Origin of the sequence: Providencia sp. PROV114, assembly GCF_032704305.1 — a bacterium.
GTDB lineage: Bacteria > Pseudomonadota > Gammaproteobacteria > Enterobacterales > Enterobacteriaceae > Providencia > Providencia rettgeri.
In genome coordinates this window covers 1441595-1464891 of the sequence record NZ_CP120528.1, presented here as the reverse complement: position 1 = coordinate 1464891, position 23297 = coordinate 1441595, and the positions used below count along the sequence as shown (strand labels likewise).

22 protein-coding genes are annotated in these 23297 nt (G+C 40.2%); 9 read left to right on the top strand and 13 right to left on the bottom strand.

Annotated features, from left to right (window positions below):
- Positions 1–32: 32 nt before the first annotated feature.
- The 8 genes from P3L37_RS06290 to P3L37_RS06255 form a co-directional block, all read right to left on the bottom strand.
- Positions 33–2108, bottom strand: a complete 2076-nt coding sequence (locus P3L37_RS06290; RefSeq protein WP_109913141.1) for a TonB-dependent siderophore receptor — start codon at positions 2106–2108, stop codon at positions 33–35.
- A 287-nt stretch (positions 2109–2395) separates the two neighbouring features.
- Positions 2396–4027, bottom strand: a complete 1632-nt coding sequence (locus P3L37_RS06285) for a sodium/sugar symporter (RefSeq protein ID WP_036958441.1) — start codon at positions 4025–4027, stop codon at positions 2396–2398.
- Between the two features lie 262 nt (positions 4028–4289).
- Positions 4290–5294: a substrate-binding domain-containing protein gene (locus P3L37_RS06280; protein WP_109913140.1), complete on the bottom strand. Its 1005-nt coding sequence runs from the start codon at positions 5292–5294 to the stop codon at positions 4290–4292.
- Positions 5295–5448: 154 nt separating this feature from the next.
- The gene (gene galM, locus P3L37_RS06275) at positions 5449–6489 is read right to left on the bottom strand and encodes a galactose-1-epimerase (RefSeq protein WP_109913139.1); all 1041 of its coding nucleotides are present in this window, start codon (positions 6487–6489) and stop codon (positions 5449–5451) included.
- 33 nt (positions 6490–6522) lie between these two features.
- Positions 6523–7677, bottom strand: a complete 1155-nt coding sequence (galK, locus tag P3L37_RS06270; protein ID WP_109913138.1) for a galactokinase — start codon at positions 7675–7677, stop codon at positions 6523–6525.
- Positions 7678–7757: 80 nt separating this feature from the next.
- Positions 7758–8810 carry a UDP-glucose--hexose-1-phosphate uridylyltransferase gene (locus tag P3L37_RS06265; RefSeq protein WP_117162496.1) on the bottom strand — a complete coding sequence of 351 codons (1053 nt, stop codon included), beginning with the start codon at positions 8808–8810 and terminating at the stop codon, positions 7758–7760.
- A 401-nt stretch (positions 8811–9211) separates the two neighbouring features.
- Positions 9212–9439 (bottom strand): hypothetical protein, encoded by a 228-nt coding sequence (locus P3L37_RS06260; RefSeq protein ID WP_004912936.1) that lies wholly within the window; start codon positions 9437–9439, stop codon positions 9212–9214.
- 26 nt (positions 9440–9465) lie between these two features.
- On the bottom strand, positions 9466–10095 hold the full coding sequence (locus P3L37_RS06255; RefSeq protein WP_004912939.1) for an NAD(P)H-binding protein: 630 nt from the start codon (positions 10093–10095) through the stop codon (positions 9466–9468).
- Positions 10096–10304: 209 nt separating this feature from the next.
- On the opposite strand from P3L37_RS06255, the gene hemP reads away from it, so the two are divergent.
- From hemP to P3L37_RS06215, 8 genes are all read left to right on the top strand, one after another.
- Positions 10305–10478, top strand: a complete 174-nt coding sequence (gene hemP, locus P3L37_RS06250) for a hemin uptake protein HemP (RefSeq protein WP_004912942.1) — start codon at positions 10305–10307, stop codon at positions 10476–10478.
- Positions 10479–10909: 431 nt separating this feature from the next.
- A complete protein-coding gene (locus tag P3L37_RS06245) occupies positions 10910–12922 on the top strand; it encodes a TonB-dependent hemoglobin/transferrin/lactoferrin family receptor (RefSeq protein ID WP_117162497.1) in 2013 nt (670 codons plus the stop codon).
- A 25-nt stretch (positions 12923–12947) separates the two neighbouring features.
- Positions 12948–13997: a hemin-degrading factor gene (locus P3L37_RS06240; protein ID WP_004912947.1), complete on the top strand. Its 1050-nt coding sequence runs from the start codon at positions 12948–12950 to the stop codon at positions 13995–13997.
- Between the two features lie 16 nt (positions 13998–14013).
- Positions 14014–14835, top strand: coding sequence for a hemin ABC transporter substrate-binding protein (locus P3L37_RS06235; protein WP_004912949.1), 822 nt, complete (start codon positions 14014–14016; stop codon positions 14833–14835).
- A complete protein-coding gene (locus P3L37_RS06230) occupies positions 14832–15833 on the top strand; it encodes a FecCD family ABC transporter permease (RefSeq protein ID WP_004912953.1) in 1002 nt (333 codons plus the stop codon). Before P3L37_RS06235 ends, P3L37_RS06230 begins: the two co-directional genes overlap by 4 nt.
- A gap of 2 nt (positions 15834–15835) precedes the next feature.
- Positions 15836–16624 (top strand): heme ABC transporter ATP-binding protein, encoded by a 789-nt coding sequence (locus tag P3L37_RS06225; RefSeq protein ID WP_004912955.1) that lies wholly within the window; start codon positions 15836–15838, stop codon positions 16622–16624.
- A 303-nt stretch (positions 16625–16927) separates the two neighbouring features.
- Entirely contained in the window at positions 16928–17140 is a 213-nt protein-coding gene (locus tag P3L37_RS06220; protein WP_272667338.1) for a HEAT repeat domain-containing protein, read from the top strand.
- Positions 17141–17418: 278 nt separating this feature from the next.
- Complete coding sequence (locus P3L37_RS06215) at positions 17419–17637, top strand: HEAT repeat domain-containing protein (protein WP_004912961.1); 219 nt, start codon at positions 17419–17421, stop codon at positions 17635–17637.
- A gap of 75 nt (positions 17638–17712) precedes the next feature.
- Here the strand turns inward: P3L37_RS06215 and fghA are convergent, their stop codons facing one another.
- From fghA to P3L37_RS06190, 5 genes are all read right to left on the bottom strand, one after another.
- Entirely contained in the window at positions 17713–18549 is an 837-nt protein-coding gene (gene fghA, locus P3L37_RS06210) for an S-formylglutathione hydrolase (protein WP_109913134.1), read from the bottom strand.
- Positions 18550–18559: 10 nt separating this feature from the next.
- Positions 18560–19672 (bottom strand): S-(hydroxymethyl)glutathione dehydrogenase/class III alcohol dehydrogenase, encoded by a 1113-nt coding sequence (locus P3L37_RS06205; protein ID WP_004912967.1) that lies wholly within the window; start codon positions 19670–19672, stop codon positions 18560–18562.
- A 17-nt stretch (positions 19673–19689) separates the two neighbouring features.
- A complete protein-coding gene (frmR, locus tag P3L37_RS06200; protein ID WP_109913133.1) occupies positions 19690–19962 on the bottom strand; it encodes a formaldehyde-responsive transcriptional repressor FrmR in 273 nt (90 codons plus the stop codon).
- A gap of 168 nt (positions 19963–20130) precedes the next feature.
- Entirely contained in the window at positions 20131–21048 is a 918-nt protein-coding gene (locus P3L37_RS06195) for a bestrophin family protein (protein WP_110732092.1), read from the bottom strand.
- Between the two features lie 185 nt (positions 21049–21233).
- Positions 21234–21560, bottom strand: coding sequence for a DUF1090 family protein (locus tag P3L37_RS06190; RefSeq protein ID WP_272667337.1), 327 nt, complete (start codon positions 21558–21560; stop codon positions 21234–21236).
- A 553-nt stretch (positions 21561–22113) separates the two neighbouring features.
- Between P3L37_RS06190 and P3L37_RS06185 the strand changes: the two genes are divergently transcribed.
- The gene (locus P3L37_RS06185) at positions 22114–23211 is read left to right on the top strand and encodes a fatty acid desaturase family protein (RefSeq protein WP_109913131.1); all 1098 of its coding nucleotides are present in this window, start codon (positions 22114–22116) and stop codon (positions 23209–23211) included.
- Positions 23212–23297 lie beyond the last annotated feature (86 nt).

Sequence of the window (23297 nt, the reverse complement as noted above, 5' to 3'; positions counted from 1 at the left end):
ATGCCAACATTATTAGCATGCCTTTTTTAAAATTACCAAGTGTACTTTGTTTGTAACACAAATGAGCGCGATTGGCCGTAATAGCACCAGGTATCACAGGATGAAACATACTCTTTATTGAGGATGTTATTCATATTGAACTGGAACTGCCAATTGTTCGATAATTGATATATCGCGGCCATATCCCAGAGCGTCGCACTAGGAACAGAAAGGTTGCTGCTTGCTGGGTTATCCTTTGATTGACCATAATAGCGAATACCAGTTCCGAGTTTTAACGACTGGTTACTCACGATTGGAATTTCGTAGTCAGTCCAGACAGTCGCCATATGTTTGGGGATCATACCAGCCTGTTTACGTCCCTTACCACCTGTTTGATCTGTTTTCGCATTGGTATAAGTGTATGTCGCTTTAATATCCCAATTATCAGTAACACTTGCAAATAGTTCTGTTTCTATACCTTGTGAAGTGACTTTACCTGTTTGTGTTGCAACAGGGTGTTCAGGAGTTGTGACTAACGCATTTTTTTGTTCGATATCGAACCAAGCAATATTCCAATAACCATCCATAAAATAAGGTGTATATTTGATACCTGCTTCAAATTGCTCACCTTTAAGTGGTTTATATAGTTTTTGGGTTGTTGGGTCGATTGTCGATTGAACTTCAAAAGATTGAGAGTAATTTAAATAAGGTGAAATGCCATTGTCAGCAATATACATTAAACCCGCATTTAAACTCATCTGCCCATCATTTCTAGACTCATCTTCTGCTTTTTTATGTGCTTTATTTTCAGTTTTTACCCAATCATAACGTGCACCAACGACCCCAATCCATTTGCTATCAAGCTTTGTTTGGTATTGTGAATAAATACTAGCTTGTGTTTTATCAATAGTGCGATGAATGTTATTTGATGGGTCAAGTGGGGTATAGTGCCCATAAACTGGCTTCCACGGGTTAATTTTACCAAAAGCATAATTATCCTGTTCATCGCCTTTGGTTTGATGATATTGGAATTCAATACCCGCAAGTAAGGTATTTTCAAACCGCTCACTATCCCATTCACCGACGATATTGTTATCAAAACTAAAACTTTGGTTTTTACCATCGCGAAAAACAATACCTTGCCCCAATTCCTGCACGGTAGGGTCTGCATTAAAGAAAGCATAAACACTTCTGAGTGTTAGGTCGTTGTAACCATAATTTACACGCTGCGCAAAACGCCACTCATCATTAAATTGATGTTCTAATAAATAACCCACTGAGAACTGAGTCCGCTTGTATTTATCGTAATCAGGCTCACCTAAATTGGTTGATGGCTTAATTTTACCGTAATTAGAGTGAATTAATGTTCCCGCCGCTGGGAAAAAAGGATTCGTGGGCGTACCATCATCGTGCAGATACGTTCCCATTAACGTAAGTACAGTCTGATCAGACAAGTCAAATGCCGCACTTGGCGCCAGATAAATACGTTTATTATCCGTGCCTTTGAGTTCCCCATCCGATTTTTTCATCGTTCCCACTAAACGGTAGCGGGCACCTGCATCGGCTGATGCTGTAGAAAGATCAAAGCCTAGCGCTTGATGATCGTTATTACCCGCTTCTAAAAATATTTCATTTTTAGCATTAATAGATGGCTTTTTCGTTACTAAGTTAACAGCGCCTCCAGGAGTGGATTCGCCAAAGAGAACGGCTGATGACCCCTTCACGACTTCAATACTTTCCAACCCATAAGGCTCAAGCAACCAAGTATAGTAGCCATCTCGATATAACCGGCTATTATCTAAATAGGTTGCGGCATCAAAACCACGAACTTTGAACCAATCAGTATCATTATCAGCCCCGTAAGGCTGTGCAACAACCCCCGAAGTATAACGAAGTGCTTCATCAATTTTTTGCGGAGCATGTATAGTCAAATCTTGTTCCGTAATAATCGAAACAGATTTTGGCGTTTCTTGCAGCGCAGTATTCACTTTGAGTGCTTGTGCACTGACAACGAAAGAGTCTTGTTTGTCGCTATTTTGTTCATTTGCCATGGATTGGTTTTGAACAGCCAGCGCTAACAAGGTGAAAATGGCAACCTGATGTAAACGAAATAAACCTAAATTTTTCACAAAATAGTTCCAATGATAATAATAATAAGTCTCAGTATTATTCCTAAAAATAAGTCAAATTAAAATCAATTTGGCATATTTACTTATAACAAATAGTTATTAAAAAAATCAATTTAGACACAATTAACCATACATAAAGAAGGGAGATTATTAAGCGAGAATAACGAAAATGATTTCGATACTAATGTTAGGTCATTATTTAAGTTAATAAATGCAAAAAATAAGGCGGGAGTGTTCCTTCCCGCCTAGTGCTATCATTTACTTATCAGGTTGTTAGAAATATTGCACTACCAGAACAACGCATATAACACACACAAGATAACCATAATTGCGTAGGATGCGATATTGAAACCTGTCGACGTTTTAAAAGTCTCCGACGTTAGGATAATAGCCCCTTCACAGTCATCTTCTTTTGCCGTTGTCAGGCTAATTAAACCAATCACCACCGCAGTAAAGAAGAAGGTGTACATCATTTGGTCAAGGAATGGCATACCTAACGGCATCAGTTTTAAGAATAGCGCAAACGGAATTGAGAGCAGCACACCGATAATCGCACCTTTTGCATTGGTTTTCTTCCAAAATAAGCCTAGTAAGAATACCGCTAAAATACCAGGGCTAACTAACCCCGTATACTCTTGAATATATTGGAAAGCCTGTCCAATGTTACCTAATAATGGTGCGATAAAACATGCCACAATTAAGGCAACAACCGCGCTGATCCGCCCGACATTCACTAATTTATGGTCCGCGGTTGATGGAGCAATGTATTCTTTGTAGATATCCATGGTGAAAATAGTTGCCACTGAGTTCAACATGGAAGCTAAAGAAGAAACGATAGCCGCAGCTAATGCCGCGAATACGACCCCTTTAGCGCCGACAGGTAAGAATTGAGTTAACCATGGGTAGGCTTTGTCCGCTTGGGCCAGTGTTGGCATATGCTCTTGTGCCATTGTTCCTAATCCCGCCAGTAATGCAGGGTCAGAAACAATCACAAATGCAGCAATACCCGGTACAACAACAAGGATTGGGACAATCAGTTTGAGAAATGCCGCAAAAACCAAGCCTTTTTGCGCTTCATTAATTGATTTGGCCGCTAATGCACGTTGAATAATATATTGGTTGAAGCCCCAGTAATATAAATTGGCAACCCATAGTCCGCCAATTAATACGGCAATACCGGGTAAATTGCTAAATTGCGGGTTGTCTTGGCTTAAAATCATTTCAAAATGTGCAGGCGCTTCACTTGCCATACGGCTCATACCCGCGAATAAACCCGCATCACCACCAATATAGCTCACCGCCATTATTGTGGTTAAAAAACCGCCTAAAATTAAAAAGAAAACTTGTACGACATCCGTCCACGCAACCGCAGATAGCCCGCCATAAAGAGAGTAAATCACTGCAAATAATGCTAAACCAAAAATAGCATAATGCATTGGAATACCTAGGATTGTCTGTAATGCTAACGACCCTAAATAGAGAACTGAAGTTAAATTAACAAAGATAAATAATGCTAACCAGAATACGGCTAAAATCGTTTTTAACGTTTTATTAAAGCGTTTTTCAACAAATTCTGGAATGGTAAAAATACCTTTATCAATAAATACGGGCATAAAGTATTTTGCGACAATAATCAGAGTTAGTGCTGCCATCCATTCATAGGATGCGATGGCCAAACCAATTGAAAAGCCAGAGCCGGACATACCAATAAACTGCTCTGCAGAGATATTTGCCGCAATCAGTGAAGAACCTATCGCCCACCAAGGTAATGTTTTTCCTGCCAGAAAATAGTCTTTTGTACCTTTTTTTTGCCCTTTTTTATCTCGAGAAACCCAAAGACCCACACTAATAATGATAAGCACATACAGAATGAATATTCCGTAATCTAATGTGCTTAACCCAACCCCTTCAGTTTGCATAATCAAATTCCTTCGCCAAATGATCACGAAGCCAGTGTAAACGTTACCACAAAATATCACCGTTAAATGAATCACATATTTTCACAATATCCTCAACAACGTTAACTTAGTGAGTTAAATAACAGATTTTAATGCAAGTATTTAGAAAAGAACGAAGACGAATTACTCGAAAGTAATCTATTTTTTGATGATTCCGTGAAGCTCATCAAATATTAATGAGAACGTTTACATGAAATGCGGTAATTTTATGCCTATAAAATCACTAGGCGTGCAAAGGCCTAACTGAATTACGTTGAACCAGTGTCGGTGAGTAAATCAAACTTTCAACTGTCGTTTTTTCCCCTCTTGCTAAGGAAAGTGCTAACTGAGTGGCTTTTTCTGCCATCATTTGAATGGGATAACGAATCGTTGTTAAGCGTGGATGGATATAGCGGGCAATCAATACATCATCAAAACCAATAACCGAAACTTGTTCTGGCGAGTGAATTTCATTTTCATCTAATACCGCGATGGCTCCTGCGGCCATAAAATCGTTGTAACCCACGACCGCAGTGATTTCGAGTGATTTTATCAGCAAATTAGTCATCGCTTGCTCCCCACCTTCCCCATAAGGAGCACCATATTCAACATAGCTATCAGACAGCTGAATACCATTATTTTTTAACGCATCTCGATAGCCCTGCAAACGCTGTACCGCATCCTCAATTTGGTGATTTGAAGAGATGTACGCAATTTTAGTGTGCCCATGTCGAATGAGGTGTTCCGTTGCTAAATAGGCACCTTTGTAGTTATTCAATGAAATACAGCGGGTTGCAATCTCATCAATATGACGGTTGATCAGTACCATACTCGGGACTTCGTTCGCATATTGGAGTAGTTCTGCATCATCAAGGGCTTTAGAGTGAATGACCAAAGCATCACAGCGGTTGTTAATCAATAGCTCAATAGATTGGCGCTCTTCTTTTGCATTATGATAACCGTTACAAATCAAGATATGTTTACCATTTTTATGGGCTACTGCATCAACAGCTTTAACCATAACACCGAAAAATGGGTCTGACACATCGTTAACGAGTACCCCAATTGTATTTGAGCTTTGGTTCACTAACGCGCGAGCCGCCGCATTTGGGCGATACCCTAGCTTATTCATTGCCTTTTTTACGGATGCAATAGAAGCTTGGCTTGCCTTAGGTGATTGATTAATCACCCGTGAAACAGTTGCAACAGAAACACCCGCTTCTTTTGCCACATCTTTGATTGTCGCCATCGTGCACCTCTACAATTAGGATGGCTTATTAAACAATGAGCTAGAATTAAAAACAATGGCATAGCGCATATTAAAATTATTTAGCTAAGACTCATCTATGCATAATATAGAAAAATAAAACACCGCATTTCAGCGGTGTTAATCAACAGTAGGCCTAAAAAATAAATTGATAACACGTTTCACTACAATATATTTGATTAGGCTGTGAAATCGGGCTGTATCGCTCCCCCCATTCAGGGTGGTTAACTGCATCAGGTGGAAATTGCGTTTCAAATGCAACACCAGAAAAAGGCGTATACGATTTTGTTTTACCCGCAACTGAAATCAAATAATTCCCTGTATAAAGCTGCATGGTGGGCATCGTTGTAGAAATATTCATTTTTACGTCCCTCTCGGGAGCACACAGCGATGCCACCGTTTGCCGTCCATCAATACGAGCTGTATCGAGAATAAATGTGTGGTCATATCCCCCGGCAGAAACTTGGTCGTTATCTTGGAGAAAATCGCGGCCAATGAGCTTGCTTTGGCGAAAATCAAAATTACCACCAGTCACATTACGCCACTCCCCACTGGGGATCCCTGCTTTATCTGTCGGTAAATAACAATCACTGTAAATCGTAAGAGCGTGATCTAGAGCTGTTTTATCACTACCTTCACCTGCCAAATTAAAATAAGCATGATTGGTTAGGTTCACAGGGCAGCTCTTTGTAGTTTGGTGTTTATAGCGGATAATCACTTGGTTTTCATCCGTTAATTCATAACTCACCTCAACGTTCAATTCCCCAGGAAAACCTTGGTCACCATCTGGCGAAATAAGTGAAAAAATAACCTGTTGAGCACTAGGCTGTGAAACTGCCCAAACTCGATAGCTAAAATTATCTTTCCCACCATGTAAGCAATTCACCCCTTGGTTGGCTGATACTAAATAATTTTCACCATGAATAGAAAAGCGTGCATTCGTGATTCGGTTAGCCACGCGCCCCACTGTCGCCCCCAAATACACGTCTTGTTCCTTCTGTTTATCCATATTTGGCGAACCTAGGACAACGTCTCGTTTCCCACTCGCTAGTGGTAAAATACAACTTAGCCAACTTGCCCCTAAACTTGTCAGGGTAATTTCCATATCATTTTTGTTGGTTAACACGACGACTTTGGGTGAACCTAATGTCTGATTTTTTTCTTGAGTAAACATCATGTTATTTCAACTTCTCAATGTGTTGATTTGCTTTTAACGCACCACACTCGCACCTGAGCTAGGTTGGCATACATAAATATCGGCTTGTAAACCTGTCGCTTTCTGGTATTGCGCTTCTACCGCGTCAATCACTGGTTGAACACATTGCTGCTGCATCACTGCAACCACACAGCCACCAAAGCCCCCTCCAGTCATACGTACCCCGCCTTGAACACCTAAAACGGACTTAACGATATCCACTAAAGTATCAATTTCTTTAACTGTGATTTCAAAATCATCACGCATGGAAATATGTGACTGCGCCATTAATTCGCTTAGTTGCAATAAATCATTTTGCGTTAATGCTTTTGCTGCCGCCAAAGTACGCTCGTTCTCACTGATCACATGTTTAGCTCGCTTGGCAACAATAGGAGATAATTGGTGTTGCTGCTGCAAAAAATCATCAAATGTGACATCACGCAACGCTTTCACTCCAAACAAATTGGCGGCTTCTTCACATTGTTGGCGGCGTGTATTGTATTCACTCCCAACTAAGCCTCGTTGCTTATTTGAATTGATTATCATCACAACCAAATCATCAGGTATGGAAATAGGAAATAGCGCCAAGCTACGGCAATCAATAAGTAAAGCATGGCCTGCATCACCACAAGCTGAAATCAGTTGGTCCATAATACCGCAGTTACAACCAACAAATTGGTTTTCAGCTTGTTGGCCATTCAGCGCGATATCTTGTTGACTAATATCTAATTGATACAAGGCTTTAAGTGTTTGTCCAATCACAACTTCTAGTGAAGCTGAAGAGCTTAAGCCCGCTCCTTGCGGAACGTTTCCACTGACTGCAATATCGCAACCATTAAACGAAAACCCTCTTTGTAAGAGAAACTTCACTACGCCGCGTATATAGTTCGCCCACATTTTTTCAGGCAAAAATGTAATATCGCCATCCAAACTGAATTCATCACACTCATTATGGTAATCAGCCGCAACGACTCGAATGATGCGATCATCACGTTTTGCTGCTGCAGTCATCGTTTGGTAGTCAATCGCACAAGGCAAAACAAAACCATCATTGTAGTCTGTATGTTCACCGATAAGATTCACTCGCCCTGGCGCTTGAACATATATTTCAGGTTGATAACCAAAGGTTTTTTCAAACGATGTGGCAACAGTTTGCTTTAACGTTTCCATTTTTTATTATCCTTAATACGTCATTTGCTTAACCCAGCACACAGCCAAGTTAATTACAATTTGATAAATTATTTAGCGGTTTAATTTTGTTTATAATGGCAGTCACTCACCTCACGTAAACGTTGCGCGGCTTGTTCTGGCGTGATGTCTCTCTGGGTTTCCGCTAACATTTCATACCCCACCATGAACTTTTTCACTGTCGCTGAACGTAGTAATGGTGGATAAAATAAAGCATGTAATTGCCAATGTTCGATACTTTGGCTTTCATTCATAAAAGGCGCAAAGTGCCATCCCATTGAATAAGGGAAAGAGCAATGAAATAGGTTATCGTAGCGACTTGTGAGTTTTTTTAGCGCTATAGCAAGGTCTGCGCGAATGACTTCATTCATTTCATCCATGCGGCGAATATGTTGTTTTGGTAGTAACAGCGTCTCAAATGGCCAAGCCGCCCAATAAGGGACAAGTGCAATCCACTCTTGAGTTTCAACAACAATCCGTGAGCCATCTTGTTGTTCTGCTTTAATATAATCAATTAATAAATTACGGTCATGACGTTGATAATATTGCGCGAGAAAGTGGTCCTTACGTGCAATTTCATTGGGTAAAAAATCACTAGCCCAAATTTGTCCATGAGGATGAGGTTGAGAGCACCCCATTATTTCCCCTTTATTTTCAAAAACTTGAACCCAAGCATAGTGTTCACTTAATTCGGCGATTTGTTGCTGCCATGTTTCGATAACGCCTTCAAGTTCAGGCACAGACAGCTCTGGCAGTGTTTTACTGTGATCAGGAGAGAAACAGATCACTCGGCTAACACCACTCACCGATTGTGATTGAAACAACTCAGATTGATTATCAGGTTGGGCACAGGGTTGTGCTAATAATGCACCATGGTCATTTTGGAATACATAAGTCCCTTGGTAGTTAGGATTGACCTCCCCTGAAACCCTTGTATTACCTGGGCAAAGAAAGCAGTGTGCATCATACTGAGGTAAATCTTCTATTGATGACTTTTCATCTTTACCGCTCCACGGGCGTTTTGCTCGATGGGGAGACACTAACACCCATTGGCCCGTTAATGGGTTATAGCGACGATGGGGGCAATCCGAAGGGTTAAATGGCATTGTATTCATCTTATCTGTCTCCTCAATTTCATCACCATTGGGGATATTTGATTGCTATCCGCAGCCATCCACAGCCCTATCATCAATCGTTGATCCTGTTGCATTTATCTTCTCCCTCAATACTGCTTAAGCATAACTTCACCTTCAAACCTGTCGTTACCACGAATTATAGCAACGAGTTTCAATAGGATTCTGTGATCCATCTCGATTAGTGTAAACGTTTACACAAAAATATAAAGCTGTCCATTTTGAGTAAAATAATAATATTTGGCTGCAAGTTAAGTAAAAAGCCGCCCCTTAGATGGACGGCGATACAAGTAATCGAGTTTATTAACACAAATTCAGAGGTAGGTTTGCAAGCAATCAAGCCGACTATTGTAGACTTGGTTTAGTATAACGCTATAGAAGAATCAACCTTCCACGCTGACCTCTTTCTTCGTCATTACCATTACAATAATTAGCAGTAAAATTAAGAAAATGGATAGGCCTAATAGTAAGGAATAGAAACCATTCCATTGGTATTTTTCAATAACGATTGATAATGAATATCCTGCGATTGATGCCCCAATATAAGCGAATAGACTGACAAACCCTGTTAAAGCCCCAGCGGCATTTTTATGTGAAATAAAAATCAGCATAACTAATAAAAATGAACGACTCAGTGTTATATCAGCTGTTTAGATGAAATAACATGAACCCCTTTAGAGGGAGCCACAGCGGCCTCAAATAATGCTTTCGCAATATTTGTTGCGGGGCTAACTTGGCAACTAGCTGGCAGTATAGGTGATAGAAAAGAAATAATACGGATCACAACGACTTCACCCAAACGCGCTGTTTGGCGGTCACCACTAATCACATTCGGCCGAACCAAAGTTAAAGAATCAAAACCCAGTGACATTAAATCTTGTTCGAGCTGCCCTTTTACTCGGCTATAAAAAAAAGGTGACTTCGCATTTGACCCCAAAGCAGAAGTCAACACAAATGTCGGGCAGTGCCATTTTTTGGCCAGCTCTGCACAAGTTAAAGGATAAGTGTAGTCTACTTGACGAAATGCCGCTTTCGACCCTGCTGCTTTGAGAGTTGAACCCAGTGCACAAATCACCGCATCGACTTCCCATAATGCAGCCTCATCAGGCAGATGATTAAAATCTACAATAGGTGCTTGTAATTTCTCATGTTCTGCTAATGCATGTCGTGTTGGTGCTATCACCTGAGTCACACGAGAGTCTGCAAGAGCCAAGGATAAAACATGACTTCCCACAAGCCCTGTCGCGCCTAACAGTAATATTTTCATTTTATTCACCCATGCAATGAATGGAGAAATTCAATTATAGCCTTGTCAGTGGGCTTCCACTAGATTCATGCTGTTTTTTCGTACTAACTTAGTTGTTTGTGGCTCTTTTGTTGTTTGATTGTGAAAATTGCTTGATATTAGCAATCATTCTAAAGATAATCATTATCAATATCATTTCGATTATCAACAAACTTAGTATGGTAAATAATATGACAGCCCCAGTTGCAGAAAATACCGTCGAAACGGCAAAACAAACCGTTAAAACTGACGTGATAGAAAGCCAACAATTATTGGGCCCTGCCGGTAAGGTCTCAATTCAACATAATGGCGAACTTTATCAATTGAGACAAACGCGTACAGGTAAGTTGATCTTAACTAAGTAAAACCGTACCCAAAGTAAGTCGCACCAAAACTTAATTCGCAAGCCACCTAGGTCAATTATCCAGGCAGCCAGCTTAATCTAAACATAGGAAAAGGTTTCTTATGGAGTTTAAACTGACGTCTGTATTCCACATTTGTACCGCTAAATATCGAATTAGCAAGGATAGCCACTCGATACTTTACTATCGCACAGCGGTCGCTTTCATGTGCAAAACCCTAAATAGTCCTGCTGAACACAAACCAGTAGTCTGCTATTACCTCAGCTTTATACTTTCATTATGTGTTTACTCCTCTTGCTATGTTCAGACACTGCTTACATGCAATTTTTCCTGTGTCATACCGAATTCAGGTCCTCCAGACCAACGCATCATCATCAACTAATACGAATTCATTCTGCTTAATACAGATAAAAACTATATGGAGTATCACAATTATGTCCCCTGTTTTGCGAATGTCAGTCCTGACCAGCGCCATTTTAGGCGTAATAGCAAGTGCTCAAGCACAAACAACAGAGCCAACACCAAAAAAAAATCATCATGATGTGATGACCGTCTATGCCACAGGGAGCGAGCGTGACAGCTTCGAAACCCCGATGATGGTTACCGTGATTAAAAACGATTCACCTGAAACAAAAACGGCCAGCACGGTCAATGATATTTTACGCAAAGTACCAGGGATTGGCGTCACCGGCACCAGCCGAGTGAATGGGCAAGATATTTATATGCGCGGGTTTGATCGACGCGGCATTTTGACTTTAGTTGATGGTATTCGCCAAGGGACAGATACAGGCCATGTCAATGGCACGTTTATCGACCCTGCCTTGATTAAGCAAGTTGAAATCATCCGTGGCCCTTCAGCCTTGCTTTATGGCAGTGGTGCTATGGGCGGTGTGATTGCTTGGGAAACAGTTGATGCCAAAGATTTGTTGCGTGAAGGCCAAGACCACGGTTTCCGTGTCTTTACCGAAGCCGCTACAGGCGATCATAGCTTCGGTTTCGGTGGTACCGCATTTGGCCGTAGTGATAACCTTGATGGGCTATTCAGTTTTGTGACTAAAGAAACCGGTAATGTCCGCATGAGTAATGGCGATGACATGAAAAACAAAGAAACCATCGGTAACCTGCTCGCGAAAGGTACATGGCAAATTGATGATGCACAAAAGCTTTCTGGCCAAGTGCGTTATTATAATAACGATGCCAATGAGCCGAAAAATCCGCAAGAAATTAATGCGGGGAGTGACAATCTAAAAGTTAACCGCACCACCCGCCAACGTGATGCGCAGATGACTTATCAAATCAAACCGGGCTCACAGGAATGGTTAAATTTTAAAGTCACGCCTTATTACTCCGATGTTAATATCACAGCAAAAGGCCAAGGAACCCCCTATGAAGGCCGTACACAAAAAACTTATGGCATAAAAGCAGATAACCGCTCTAACTTTTATAACTTGCCATTAGCGTCACATAACCTGACTTACGGCAGTGAAGCTTATAAGCAAAAACAAACCCCTTATGCAAATACCACCCAATTCCCCGATGCGGACATCACCTTTGCATCTGGATTTTTACAAGATGAAATTAGCCTAAAAGATTTGCCTGTTTCCTTTATTGTCGGTACGCGCTATGACCACTATAAAGCCACATCCGATGGCAATGAAGATGTGAAAAAAGGCAAATGGTCATCTAAAGGGGCCGTTAGCATCACACCAACAGAGTGGTCGATGCTATTTGCGTCATATTCAGAAGCCTTCCGAGCCCCTTCTATGATGGAAATGTATAACGACGAGGTCCACTTCCAAATGGGGCCAATCGTTAATCGATGGAAACCAAACCCTAATCTGAAACCTGAATCAACCCGTACGGCAGAATATGGTTTTGGTCTGCGTTTCGATGACTTATTGATGGAAAGGGATAACCTGCAATTTAAAGCCAGCTATTTTGATACCAAAGCGAAAGATTACATCAACACATATGTGAATGTTGATAGATATGTTCTGCAAAATAACTACACCACATCAATCAATACTAAACGTGCAAAAATTTGGGGATGGGATGCCTCGATGGATTATAAAACCGACTATTTCAATTGGAGTTTGGCTTATAACCATACTGAAGGAAAAGATGAATCTAATGGAAAATCAATAACATCAATTAAACCTGATTCTGTCACCAGTAATTTGGCTGTGCCTATCGCAGACAGCGGTTTTTCAGTGGGCTGGTTAGGCGAGTTTACGCGCCATACCGACTTCAATAAAGCCTCTAAAGCTGAACAACAAGCCGGCTATGCCGTGCATGACTTCTATGTGAGTTACCAAGGTGAAGGACAACTCAAAGGGTTAGAAACCAGTGTCGTGTTAGGCAATGCTTTTGATAAAGAATACTACTCATCACAAGGCATTCCTCAAGATGGACGTAATGCCAAGCTGCTTGTCAGCTTCCAATGGTAATTCACACAATATTAAGGAGATAAACGTGAATTCAGCACTTTACGAGCGTTACCAACAAGCAAAAACAGAGAACAAAGCCAAATACGCTCGCGATCTCGCCGCCTATTTAAATGTATCTGAAGCTCAGCTCCTGCATAGTCGTGTTGGTCACGACAAAGCTGTTCGTTTAAACGTCGATGCCCCCACTTTGTTGACAGAATTAGCCACTGTTGGAAAAGTGAAAGCGATTACACGCAACGAATATGTGGTTCATGAGCAAGTTGGTCGCTATGACAATGCGACATTTAGCCCACATGGCGGCTTAATTTTAAACCCTCGAGCCCTTGATTTACGAATGTTTTTCAGCCATTGGGACGCTATCTTTGCTTTGACAGAAGATAGCAAACACGGTGAGCGCCATAGTATCCAATTCTTTGATAAACAAGGTGATGCGCTACATAAAGTTTACACCACCGATGAAACGGATATGGCGGCATGGCAAGCACTGATTGAAAAATATGCTACCCAAGATAACCCGGAACTCATCCATGAAGCAGCAGCGCCATTTACCAGCCAGCCCGTTAGTGAAGAGCTAAAACAACAGCTAGAACAAGAATGGCGCAACATGACAGATGTTCACCAATTTTTTGTTCTCCTGAAGAAAAATAACCTCAGTCGCCAGCAAGTTTTCGCCGCAGTCAGTGATGATTTGGCTTGGAAAGTGCCTAATGATTCCTTCAATCAGCTGATTAACACTGCATTCAAAGATCAAAACGAAATTATGATTTTTGTGGGCAACCGCGGATGTGTGCAAATTTTCACTGGTGAAATCAAAAAAATCATGCCATACCAAAGTGAAGGTTCAGACTTAAAGTGGCTAAATATTTTCAATCCTGATTTCACCTTGCACATGATTGAAAATGGTATCGCCGAATGCTGGGTTACACGTAAGCCAACGCAAGATGGCCATGTGACAAGCCTTGAAGTCTTCGATAACCAAGGAAATCAAATCGCACAAATGTATGGGCAGCGTACGGAAGGGACTCCAGAGCAAGAGCAATGGCGCCAACAAGTCACCGCATTACCCCGCATTTAAACCTAGGTAACTTATTATGAAACAATGGCTTCTAATCTTATCAACGCTGTTTATCTCTGTTAGTTCTTATGCAGCAGAACGTATCGTCACCTTAGGTGGTGATGTGACTGAAATTGTGTATGCACTCGGAGCACAAGAACAGCTCGTTGCCCGTGATAGCACCAGTCTTCATCCAGAGCAAGCGACCAAGCTCCCTGACGTGGGCTATATGCGTATGCTTAATGCGGAAGGCGTGTTGTCAATGCGTCCGACTTTAGTACTTGCGAGTGAGTTAGCTAAACCCTCAATGGCTCTCTCGCAAATCGAAAAAAGTGGCGTAAAAATTATTAAGGTAACAGGGAAACCCAGTTTAGAAGCCATTCCAGAAAAAATTACCACTATCGCTAATGTGGTCGGTAAAACAGAGCAAGGAAAACAATTGGTTAATCAATTTAACCAACAACTTAGCCAAGTAAATACGGCACCTATAGATAAAAAAGTCCTGTTCATTATGAGCCATGGCGGCGTTCTACCATTGGCAGCAGGAAAGCACACTGCAGCAGATAGCGTGATTAACGCAGTCGGTGCAAAAAATGCCATGAGCAGCTTCGACAGTTACCGTCCTTTATCCCAAGAGGGTTTGCTATCAAGCCAGCCTGATTTAATCATTTTTACTCAGGAAGGGGTTAAATCATTAGGCGGAATAGAAAAAGTGTGGAACTTACAAGGAATGTCAATGACCCCCGCAGGAAAAAATAAAGCGCTTTTGGTTGTTGATGATGTCGGTATGCTCACCTTCAGTTTAGGTACGCCTAAAGTCATGCAACAACTACGTGAGGCATTAGAAAAATCCCAATGAGTCGCTTTAAAAACCCATTTTTGGTGATTATCATTTTATTGTTAGCACTTGGTGGTTTAGTTCTCATCGCGTCGAATGCAGGCGCCATGAACTTTTCATTAAAAGCACTGTGGCAGGCTTCTGCCACAGACTCGGATTGGCAGATATGGCTGAATATTCGCCTTCCTCGTGTGTTAATTGCCATCTTAGTTGGTCTTGCCTTGGCGGTGTCTGGTGCCATTATGCAAGGGTTATTTCGTAATCCACTTGCCGACCCTAGCTTACTCGGTATCAGTAGTGGTGCGGCTTTATCCGTTGCCGCATTTATCGTTTTCTCTGTTTCATTACCGACTGTGATACAAGGTTATGGCCATGTTGCTGCCGCTTTTATTGGTAGCCTAACCGTTTCTTTTATTATTTTTAGCTTAAATCGTTCATCAAATGGCAACCTCGCAAAATTACTTCTCGCGGGCATCGCAATCAATGCACTGTGCATGTCATTCATCGGTGTTCTTAGTTATATCAGTAATGATCAACAGCTAAGGACATTTAGTTTATGGATGATGGGCACACTCGGTAATGTTGACTGGACGTCACTGACCATTGCCGCTTCAGTTATTCTTCCTATTTGTGTTATCTGCCTAATGCAGGGAAATAAGCTCAACATTCTGCAATTAGGGGATGAAGATGCACATTACCTTGGGCTTAATGTTGAACGCACCAAATTTATTTTATTATTCCTCAGCGCCATGTTAGTCGGTTGTGCTGTTGCAATGAGTGGGGTTATTGGTTTTGTGGGTCTCGTTGTTCCGCACCTTATTCGTATGACACTCGGCCCTGACCATCGCTGGCTCATTCCTGGTTCAGCTATCGTAGGGGCGGGGTTATTACTGATTGCTGATACGGTAGCGAGAACTGCGGTTGCGCCTGCTGAAATTCCTGTTGGCTTGCTGACAGGCTTGATTGGTGGCCCCTACTTCTTATGGCTCATTTTGCGACAGCCTGCAGGGAGAATCTAAATATGCAAACCAAACCGTTCTTATTAGAAGCACAAAATTTATCTTATAAAATCAGTGAAAAGACACTGATAGATAATGTGAGTTTATCTATTGAGCAAGGGGAATTTGTCGCGATCATTGGGCCAAATGGCGCAGGGAAATCCAGCCTATTAAAATTACTAACAGGTTATAACACCCCAACCCATGGCACGTGTTTTATTGAAGGCCGAGCGATGAGTGACTGGGATCATAACGAATTAGCGCAAAAACGTGCCGTCATGAAGCAACATAGCCACTTACAATTTGCTTTTACTGTTGAAGATGTTGTTGCTATGGGAAGAACCCCCTACGGTTCTGAATATAAAAATACCGCTATTGATGAGGCGTTAACACAAACCAGTTGCCAATCACTACGGCAGCGGGATTACCGCCAACTTTCAGGGGGGGAGCAACAACGCGTTCAATTAGCACGAGTATTAGCACAATTATGGCAACCGACAGCTCAACCCGCTTGCTTATTTCTTGATGAACCCACTTCAGCACTTGATTTATATCACCAACAGCATAGCTTACGGTTACTGCATCAACTGACACGTCAACGACCATTAGGTGTTTGCTGTGTATTGCATGACCTTAACTTAACCGCTCTGTATGCAGATAAAGTGTTATTAATTCATGATGGAAAGCTTGTTGCTCAAGGTTCCCCTATTGAAGTTTTAACAACTGAAAATTTAACTCAATGGTATCAAGCTGACCTAGGTGTTACTCAACACCCAGAAAATAACACGCCTCATGTTTATTTGCGCCATTAACTAATATCTAAAAAGTACTTTATTCAACTCACTTTAAGGGTAAAGTACTTTAATATTCTTATCTTAATAAAGAATTATTAAACCATACCGATTTTAATATGTTATCAATAACTTTTAATGGTGTTAGTCTTTACATCAATAGTATTTACTCTCTTGATGCACTTCAGTTAATAAAATAGTTATTAGCCCAAAAAAGTGTAAAATCTATATAATCCGTTAATAAACCCGTAAATTTCAAAAATAAATCTCAAGTAATTTCACTTAGAATACCTAAGCATCGCGCAGGTATTTCAAAGGGTTTACATGGAAAACAATATTATTGAAACATTAATTGAGTTAACGCATCGTGGAAATGATGATGTTAAAATTGCAGCTATTTCTGCCTTAGGAGATTATAAAGTAACCATTGAACAACAAAATGCAATCAACCGCTTACTTGAACTCTGTAAAGACCCAAATAAAGATGTCGCAGTGTCTGCAATAAAAGCGCTAAGTAAACTCTCCGACCATTTTTAATATACAAACAATATCTTTTTATCAATACTCTTCTTGAAATTAAAACTTATTAATTAAACTTATTTAACTTTCTCGATCTCTCTAGTCACTAAATATGAATAGGTAATAATGTCTACTACCTATTCATACGCTAGCTCAGCCACACTACACTCAAATTAGTTGTGTTTTTTGATATCAATAAATACCTCCTTCTAGTAGCATTTTAAACATTGAAATTACCCTCTTAAAAAATAAATGAGTTTTAATTCATTTATTAATACCTATTAGCAGGATAATGAATGGATAACAAAGTCATAAATACATTACTTGATTTAACAAAAAGAAAAAATGATGATGTAAAAATAGCCGCTATATCCGCTTTAGGCGATTGTAAAATACAGCTGAAACAACATATTACGATTAACCGCCTACTTGAATTATGTAATGACCCAAATAAAGATGTCGCAATCAGCGCAATTAAAGCAATTAGCAAGCTCTCCAATGAGGTGGTCGAATAGTGACTTGAGCATTATTACGATAAAATAATGGAAATAGTAAAGTGAAACCAATTAGTGGTCTCACTTTATGATATTTTAGTTATTATCGCTTAAATATCGTGCATGAAATGCAATATGTTCACCAATGAAACTACTAATAAAGTAGTAACTGTGATCATACCCATCACGCAGATTCAAACAATATTCAAATTGTTTTTTATCACAAATATCCGCAAATAACTCTGGTTTCAGTTGCTCTTGGTAAAAAGGATCCGCAGTACCGACATCCACTAAAATAGGTGGAATAGCCTCAGCCTTTTCGAGCAATTCAACGGTGTCATATTGAGACCAACTAACCGTATCTTCCCCCAAATAAGCCATAAACGCTTTTTGCCCCCAAGGAACCTGAGTTGGAGCAACAATCGGAGAAAATGCAGATAAACTACAATATCGACCTGTATTACGTAGGCCAATCATTAAAGCGCCGTGCCCACCCATAGAATGGCCAAAAATAGCGCGTTTTTCAGATACAGGTAAATGTGTTTCGACTAAATCAGGTAGCTCAGACACAATATAATCATACATTTTGTAATGATTACGCCACGGAGCTTGCTGCGCATTCACATAAAAACCTGCACCTTGCCCTAAATCATAGGCCTCGTCATCAGCGACTTCAGTACCGCGAGGGCTGGTATCCGGTGCAATAAGAATTACGCCATATTTTGCCGCAAATTGTTGGGCTCCCGCCTTAGTGATAAAATTTTGCTCATTACAGGTTAACCCTGATAACCAATAAATCACCGGGCAGGCGACTGTTTTCGCTTGTGGTGGTAGATAGGCTGCGAACTTCATTTCACAGCCGAGCACAGTGGATTGATGTTGATAAACATCCTGCCAGCCCCCAAAACACGCATGGCGTTCAATTCTCTCCATCAAAGACTCCTTAATCATAGTGAATAACGGTACGGATTGATTTACCTTCATGCATTAAATCGAATGCGTCATTAATACTGTCTAATGGCAATGTGTGCGTCACAAAGGGAGACAGTTCAATATCCCCCTTCATGGCATCTTCAACCATTTTTGGCAATTGGCTACGGCCTTTCACACCACCAAATGCCGTACCGCGCCATGAACGCCCTGTCACTAATTGGAATGGACGAGTTGAAATCTCTTGCCCTGCTCCTGCGACACCAATGATAATCGATTGGCCCCATCCGCGATGTGCACTTTCAAGTGCGGCACGCATGACATTCACATTACCAATACATTCAAAGGTATGGTCAACACCCCACTGGGTTTTCTCAATCAGAACCTGTTGAATCGGCTTATCAAAATCATTAGGGTTCAAACACTCTGTCGCACCAAATTGACGTGCTAATTCAAACTTAGAGGGGTTAGTATCGATAGCAATAATACGACCAGCCTTTGCTTGCCTTGCCCCTTGAATAACTGCCAGACCAATACCACCGAGCCCAAAAACAGCAACTGAGTCACCTTCTTGCACTTTAGCTGTATTATGTACCGCTCCAATACCGGTTGTCACACCACAACCTAATAAACAAACTTCTTCATGGTTAGCTTGAGGGTTAATTTTTGCCAAAGAGACTTCGGCAACAACGGTATATTCACTGAATGTTGAACAGCCCATGTAATGATAAACTGGCTGGCCATTATAAGAAAAACGTGTTGTTCCATCTGGCATCACACCTTTACCTTGTGTTTCTCTGACAGAGACGCATAAGTTTGTTTTACCTGATTCGCAAAAAACACATTTCCCACATTCTGCCGTATAAAGTGGAATGACATGGTCACCCACACTAACACTGGTAACACCTTCACCGACTTCGACAACAACACCTGCGCCTTCATGCCCTAATACCACAGGAAACAAACCTTCTGGGTCATCTCCTGACAATGTAAAAGCGTCAGTATGACAAACACCTGTATGGCTAATTTTAACTAACACTTCCCCAGCTTTTGGTGGCATGACATCAATTTCGACAATTTTTAATGGCTCACCTGGGCCAAATGCGACTGCTGCACGTGATTTCATCGTTATTCCTTCTTTATTTACCGCAAATAGGTACGAATTAATGAGATAGCATCGTCTACTGAGTCTTTTTGCAACTGTGTTGTCGCAGACTCTTGAAGCCCTTCTCGTAAATGACTTTCTAATACCCCTGCCATCAAACCATTAACTGCACCGCGAATAGCAGCAATTTGTTGTAAAATGGCAGCACATTCAACTTCATCCTCCAAGGCCGACTCCAAGGCAAACAATTGCCCTTTCAGCTTTCTAACCCGAGTAAGGACTGCTTTTTTTTCCTTTGGGGAATGTGGCATATTTAAGCCTCTTTAATATACATAGGGGGAGTATAGTATCTATAGGATTATCTGTACAGAATTGCTTATTTTTATGCCCCCAAAATACAAAATAATATTAGGTATAAAGGTTAAACAGTAAAACGTGAATATCACGTTCTACTGTCTTCAATAAGAAATAGATTAACGCTACAACAAGTTAAAGTATTTATCTGGCTGATACTGAGGGGGAAGTGGTTGAATATCTAACATATCCAATGCATTACGTTCAATACTATTACAAATAGCATTAAGCGGTAAATCATTTGCAGCAATCCCAAAAGGATCTTCGAGTTCTTCTGCTAATGCATCCCACGCTAGGAAGGTATAAGAAATAAAAACAGAAACAAATGGCGTCATAAAATGTAGGTCTACGACTAATGCAAAAGGAAGTAACGAACAAAATAGATAGACTGTTCGCTGTAAAATTAACGTATACGCAAACGGGATCGGCGTATTCGAAATACGTTCACAGCCACCAAGTACGTCCGATAATGCATTAATATCTTTATTAATGGCTTGAAAGAGTACATCGCTGATGACTTTTTTATCACGTAATTCCCCCACCTTTAGGCCAATCTGCAACAATATTCGGCTAGTGGAAAACGGACTTCGGATAACCTCATCAAAAATATTTCGAGGTAATAACCGGTACAAGTCAATGATTGGACTGGTTTTTCTTAGTTCGTGTTTAAGGCTCCAACCAAAAGCAATCAACAGATTCGCAAACTCCTTTTGAGCTAATTGGTCATTAGGTAATAACCCTTTAATATTCCTTAAAATATTTCTTTGATTAATTAATAATGAAGCCCAAAGCGTTCGCGCCTCAATCAAACGGCTGTAACAGGCATTATTACGAAAACCGAGGAAGATTGCGATGGCAATCCCCAGTAAGCTAAAAGGAGCAATCGTTAAGTGTATACCTAATCGTTCGTACCATTGAAAACTGAGTACTGCTACGATAGATATCATTATATTTAGAGAAAGCCGAAATGTTATTTTTGACAGTACAGAACCATGCCAGTCGAATAACCGAAAAAACCAGTGCTGATGAGGACGAATAACCATAAGAAGACATATTGAATTAAGAAAACGACATTAACTTATTATTTCATTGATTAATTCAATGCGCTATAGCCAAACAACAATTAAAGTGAATATCACAATAATTATGACAAGCAGCAATAGCGCTAAATTCATCCAACACGGTTTTCGTTTATAAGTAATATTTGATTTTAATATTACTTATTAAGCTAGTTTTTTGCGGCTTTTAAACGCCCAATTTCATCTTGTAACGCTTCTATCTGCTGCTCTAAATGATCCGTTTCAGTAAAACTATATCGATGATTTAATTTAGTTGGGCCTGTGGCTCCGGAATAATGGTCGTAGCAGTTATTTTGTACATTTGAAATAGCACGCTCTAACCCCATGACTCTATTTCGATTACCGTGCATTTTGGCATATTTTAGCTGTTTTTCTAATTGATAGATTTTTTTATCACAACCATAATATTTATAACCGGCTTGAGCGGATACTGGAATAATCAGTGTTGATAAAATTATTAACAGTATTTTTTTCATGTCACATTCCTAATTCAAAAAATAATTTACCTGTGGCTATTTCATCATTTTGGCACATTATTAATATAGGTAAGCTCCTAATTTAGCTTAGGCTAAACAAATATAACGAGTAATTAAAATAAACCCACCTAAAATGATAACAATCATTTATTATTAATGATGAGTATTAAGTTAAAATGTTTTTTTTACATGATTTATTACAGACAGACACATTTTTCCCTGATACTTTAATATTAAAGGATTATTCTACAAGGATGTAGCTAGTTTCCGTACCTCAGTAGGTAAGCAATACGTATTATTACCAAATGCTTCATAAAACAACATATCAATCTAATTAATCCATATCTCGTATTTAATCTCTTATCCGCATTAATATTAATTTCTACTATTTTCATCAAAAAACGCATTTAAATTTTCGAGATTTAATTTTTTCGATGATATCTGATTCAGAATAAGCCTAAACTCCCACCTCCTTTCATATTTGTTTACGACGGTTTACTGAGTAAAGATATACTCTTTGAATATAAAGAAGATAACCTCAAATGAGAATCACATGCATCACACCGAATTCGAACTCAAGTTCGCCAATGCTAACGAACAACAATTTCATACCGCATTAAAACAAGCAAGTCAGGAATATCTGCAAACTAAGCACGATCACGTGTATGCCAGCCTAGCTGACCTTGCTGCAATTGGCGTCTTGTTTATTGTTGCTGTTCTGAGTTATCTTCCAATTCTCATTACAACATCTACCACAGTTTACATATTGTCCTATTTTGTATTTGTCTTACTCATCATGCTATTAAATGTGATTGGCCAACATGACGCCTGCCATAATACCTTATTTAAATCCGGCTGGAAAAATCGGTTATTTGGGCGTTTAGTTACATTACCCTTAGGATTAGAACCGGAATTTTGGCGCACACGCCACGTTCATTATCACCACCATTATGCCAATATCGAACATTATGATTTAGACACTGAAGAAAATGGCATATTCCGCCAAACACCCTTTCAGCGTTGGCGACCTTTTATGAAATATCAACATATTTATTGGCCTTTCGTCGCATCATTGTCACTCACATGGATAGCTCTGGTGTTTGATTGGTCTGATCGAACGGGGAAAACACGCTTAAAAACACAGAAAGTTTTAGAAGGTAAACTAGGTTGGGGGTTATTTTTAGGTAGCAAGATAGGACACTTAATATTGATGCTTGGTATCCCAGTAATAGTGGCTCACCATCATGGGATCAGCTTAACTGCAATATTTATCACGTACTTGTTGAGCCAGATGGTTGCTTCCATTTTTGTAATTTATTTATTATTAGGAACACATTGGGCAGAGACACAGTTTTTTACTGCACCTGAGGATAAACAAATCACGCATGGCTGGTACCACCATAATTTTGTCACGGCTTGTGACTGGCTACCAACTCCCCATTTTTTATGGCGCTTAACTGGGGGACTAAATTATCACCTTACACATCATCTTTTCCCTAATTGGCACCATCGCCATTACCCTGCTCTAGCACACATCTTAGCCAAATTGGCCCAACAGTACGATATGCCATACCGTTGTATTGATTACAAACAACTCGTTGCAGCTCAAATACGATTTTTAAAACAAATGGGACAACCGCCACTGCAATAACAATTTTAGTAATTTAAAAAATAACAACTTTCTAAAATGCCATTTCTAAATCCATTTGTTTAGAGGTCATTATCTAAATAAACCCT

Excerpts from the sequence above, each read along its gene's own strand:
- galK (WP_109913138.1), bottom strand. The coding sequence starts at position 7,677 with ATGGAAACGTTAAAGCAAACTGTTGCCACATCGTTTGAAAAAACCTTT.
- P3L37_RS06260 (WP_004912936.1), bottom strand. The coding sequence starts at position 9,439 with ATGCTGATTTTTATTTCACATAAAAATGCCGCTGGGGCTTTAACAGGG.
- P3L37_RS06235 (WP_004912949.1), top strand. The coding sequence starts at position 14,014 with ATGAAACAATGGCTTCTAATCTTATCAACGCTGTTTATCTCTGTTAGT.
- P3L37_RS06285 (WP_036958441.1), bottom strand. The coding sequence starts at position 4,027 with ATGCAAACTGAAGGGGTTGGGTTAAGCACATTAGATTACGGAATATTC.
- fghA (WP_109913134.1), bottom strand. The coding sequence starts at position 18,549 with ATGGAGAGAATTGAACGCCATGCGTGTTTTGGGGGCTGGCAGGATGTT.
- P3L37_RS06220 (WP_272667338.1), top strand. The coding sequence starts at position 16,928 with ATGGAAAACAATATTATTGAAACATTAATTGAGTTAACGCATCGTGGA.
- P3L37_RS06185 (WP_109913131.1), top strand. The coding sequence starts at position 22,114 with ATGCATCACACCGAATTCGAACTCAAGTTCGCCAATGCTAACGAACAA.
- P3L37_RS06190 (WP_272667337.1), bottom strand. The coding sequence starts at position 21,560 with ATGAAAAAAATACTGTTAATAATTTTATCAACACTGATTATTCCAGTA.
- galM (WP_109913139.1), bottom strand. The coding sequence starts at position 6,489 with ATGATGTTTACTCAAGAAAAAAATCAGACATTAGGTTCACCCAAAGTC.
- hemP (WP_004912942.1), top strand. The coding sequence starts at position 10,305 with ATGACAGCCCCAGTTGCAGAAAATACCGTCGAAACGGCAAAACAAACC.
- P3L37_RS06205 (WP_004912967.1), bottom strand. The coding sequence starts at position 19,672 with ATGAAATCACGTGCAGCAGTCGCATTTGGCCCAGGTGAGCCATTAAAA.
- P3L37_RS06225 (WP_004912955.1), top strand. The coding sequence starts at position 15,836 with ATGCAAACCAAACCGTTCTTATTAGAAGCACAAAATTTATCTTATAAA.
- frmR (WP_109913133.1), bottom strand. The coding sequence starts at position 19,962 with ATGCCACATTCCCCAAAGGAAAAAAAAGCAGTCCTTACTCGGGTTAGA.
- P3L37_RS06280 (WP_109913140.1), bottom strand. The coding sequence starts at position 5,294 with ATGGCGACAATCAAAGATGTGGCAAAAGAAGCGGGTGTTTCTGTTGCA.
- P3L37_RS06245 (WP_117162497.1), top strand. The coding sequence starts at position 10,910 with ATGTCCCCTGTTTTGCGAATGTCAGTCCTGACCAGCGCCATTTTAGGC.
- P3L37_RS06195 (WP_110732092.1), bottom strand. The coding sequence starts at position 21,048 with ATGGTTATTCGTCCTCATCAGCACTGGTTTTTTCGGTTATTCGACTGG.
- P3L37_RS06230 (WP_004912953.1), top strand. The coding sequence starts at position 14,832 with ATGAGTCGCTTTAAAAACCCATTTTTGGTGATTATCATTTTATTGTTA.
- P3L37_RS06265 (WP_117162496.1), bottom strand. The coding sequence starts at position 8,810 with ATGAATACAATGCCATTTAACCCTTCGGATTGCCCCCATCGTCGCTAT.
- P3L37_RS06215 (WP_004912961.1), top strand. The coding sequence starts at position 17,419 with ATGGATAACAAAGTCATAAATACATTACTTGATTTAACAAAAAGAAAA.
- P3L37_RS06255 (WP_004912939.1), bottom strand. The coding sequence starts at position 10,095 with ATGAAAATATTACTGTTAGGCGCGACAGGGCTTGTGGGAAGTCATGTT.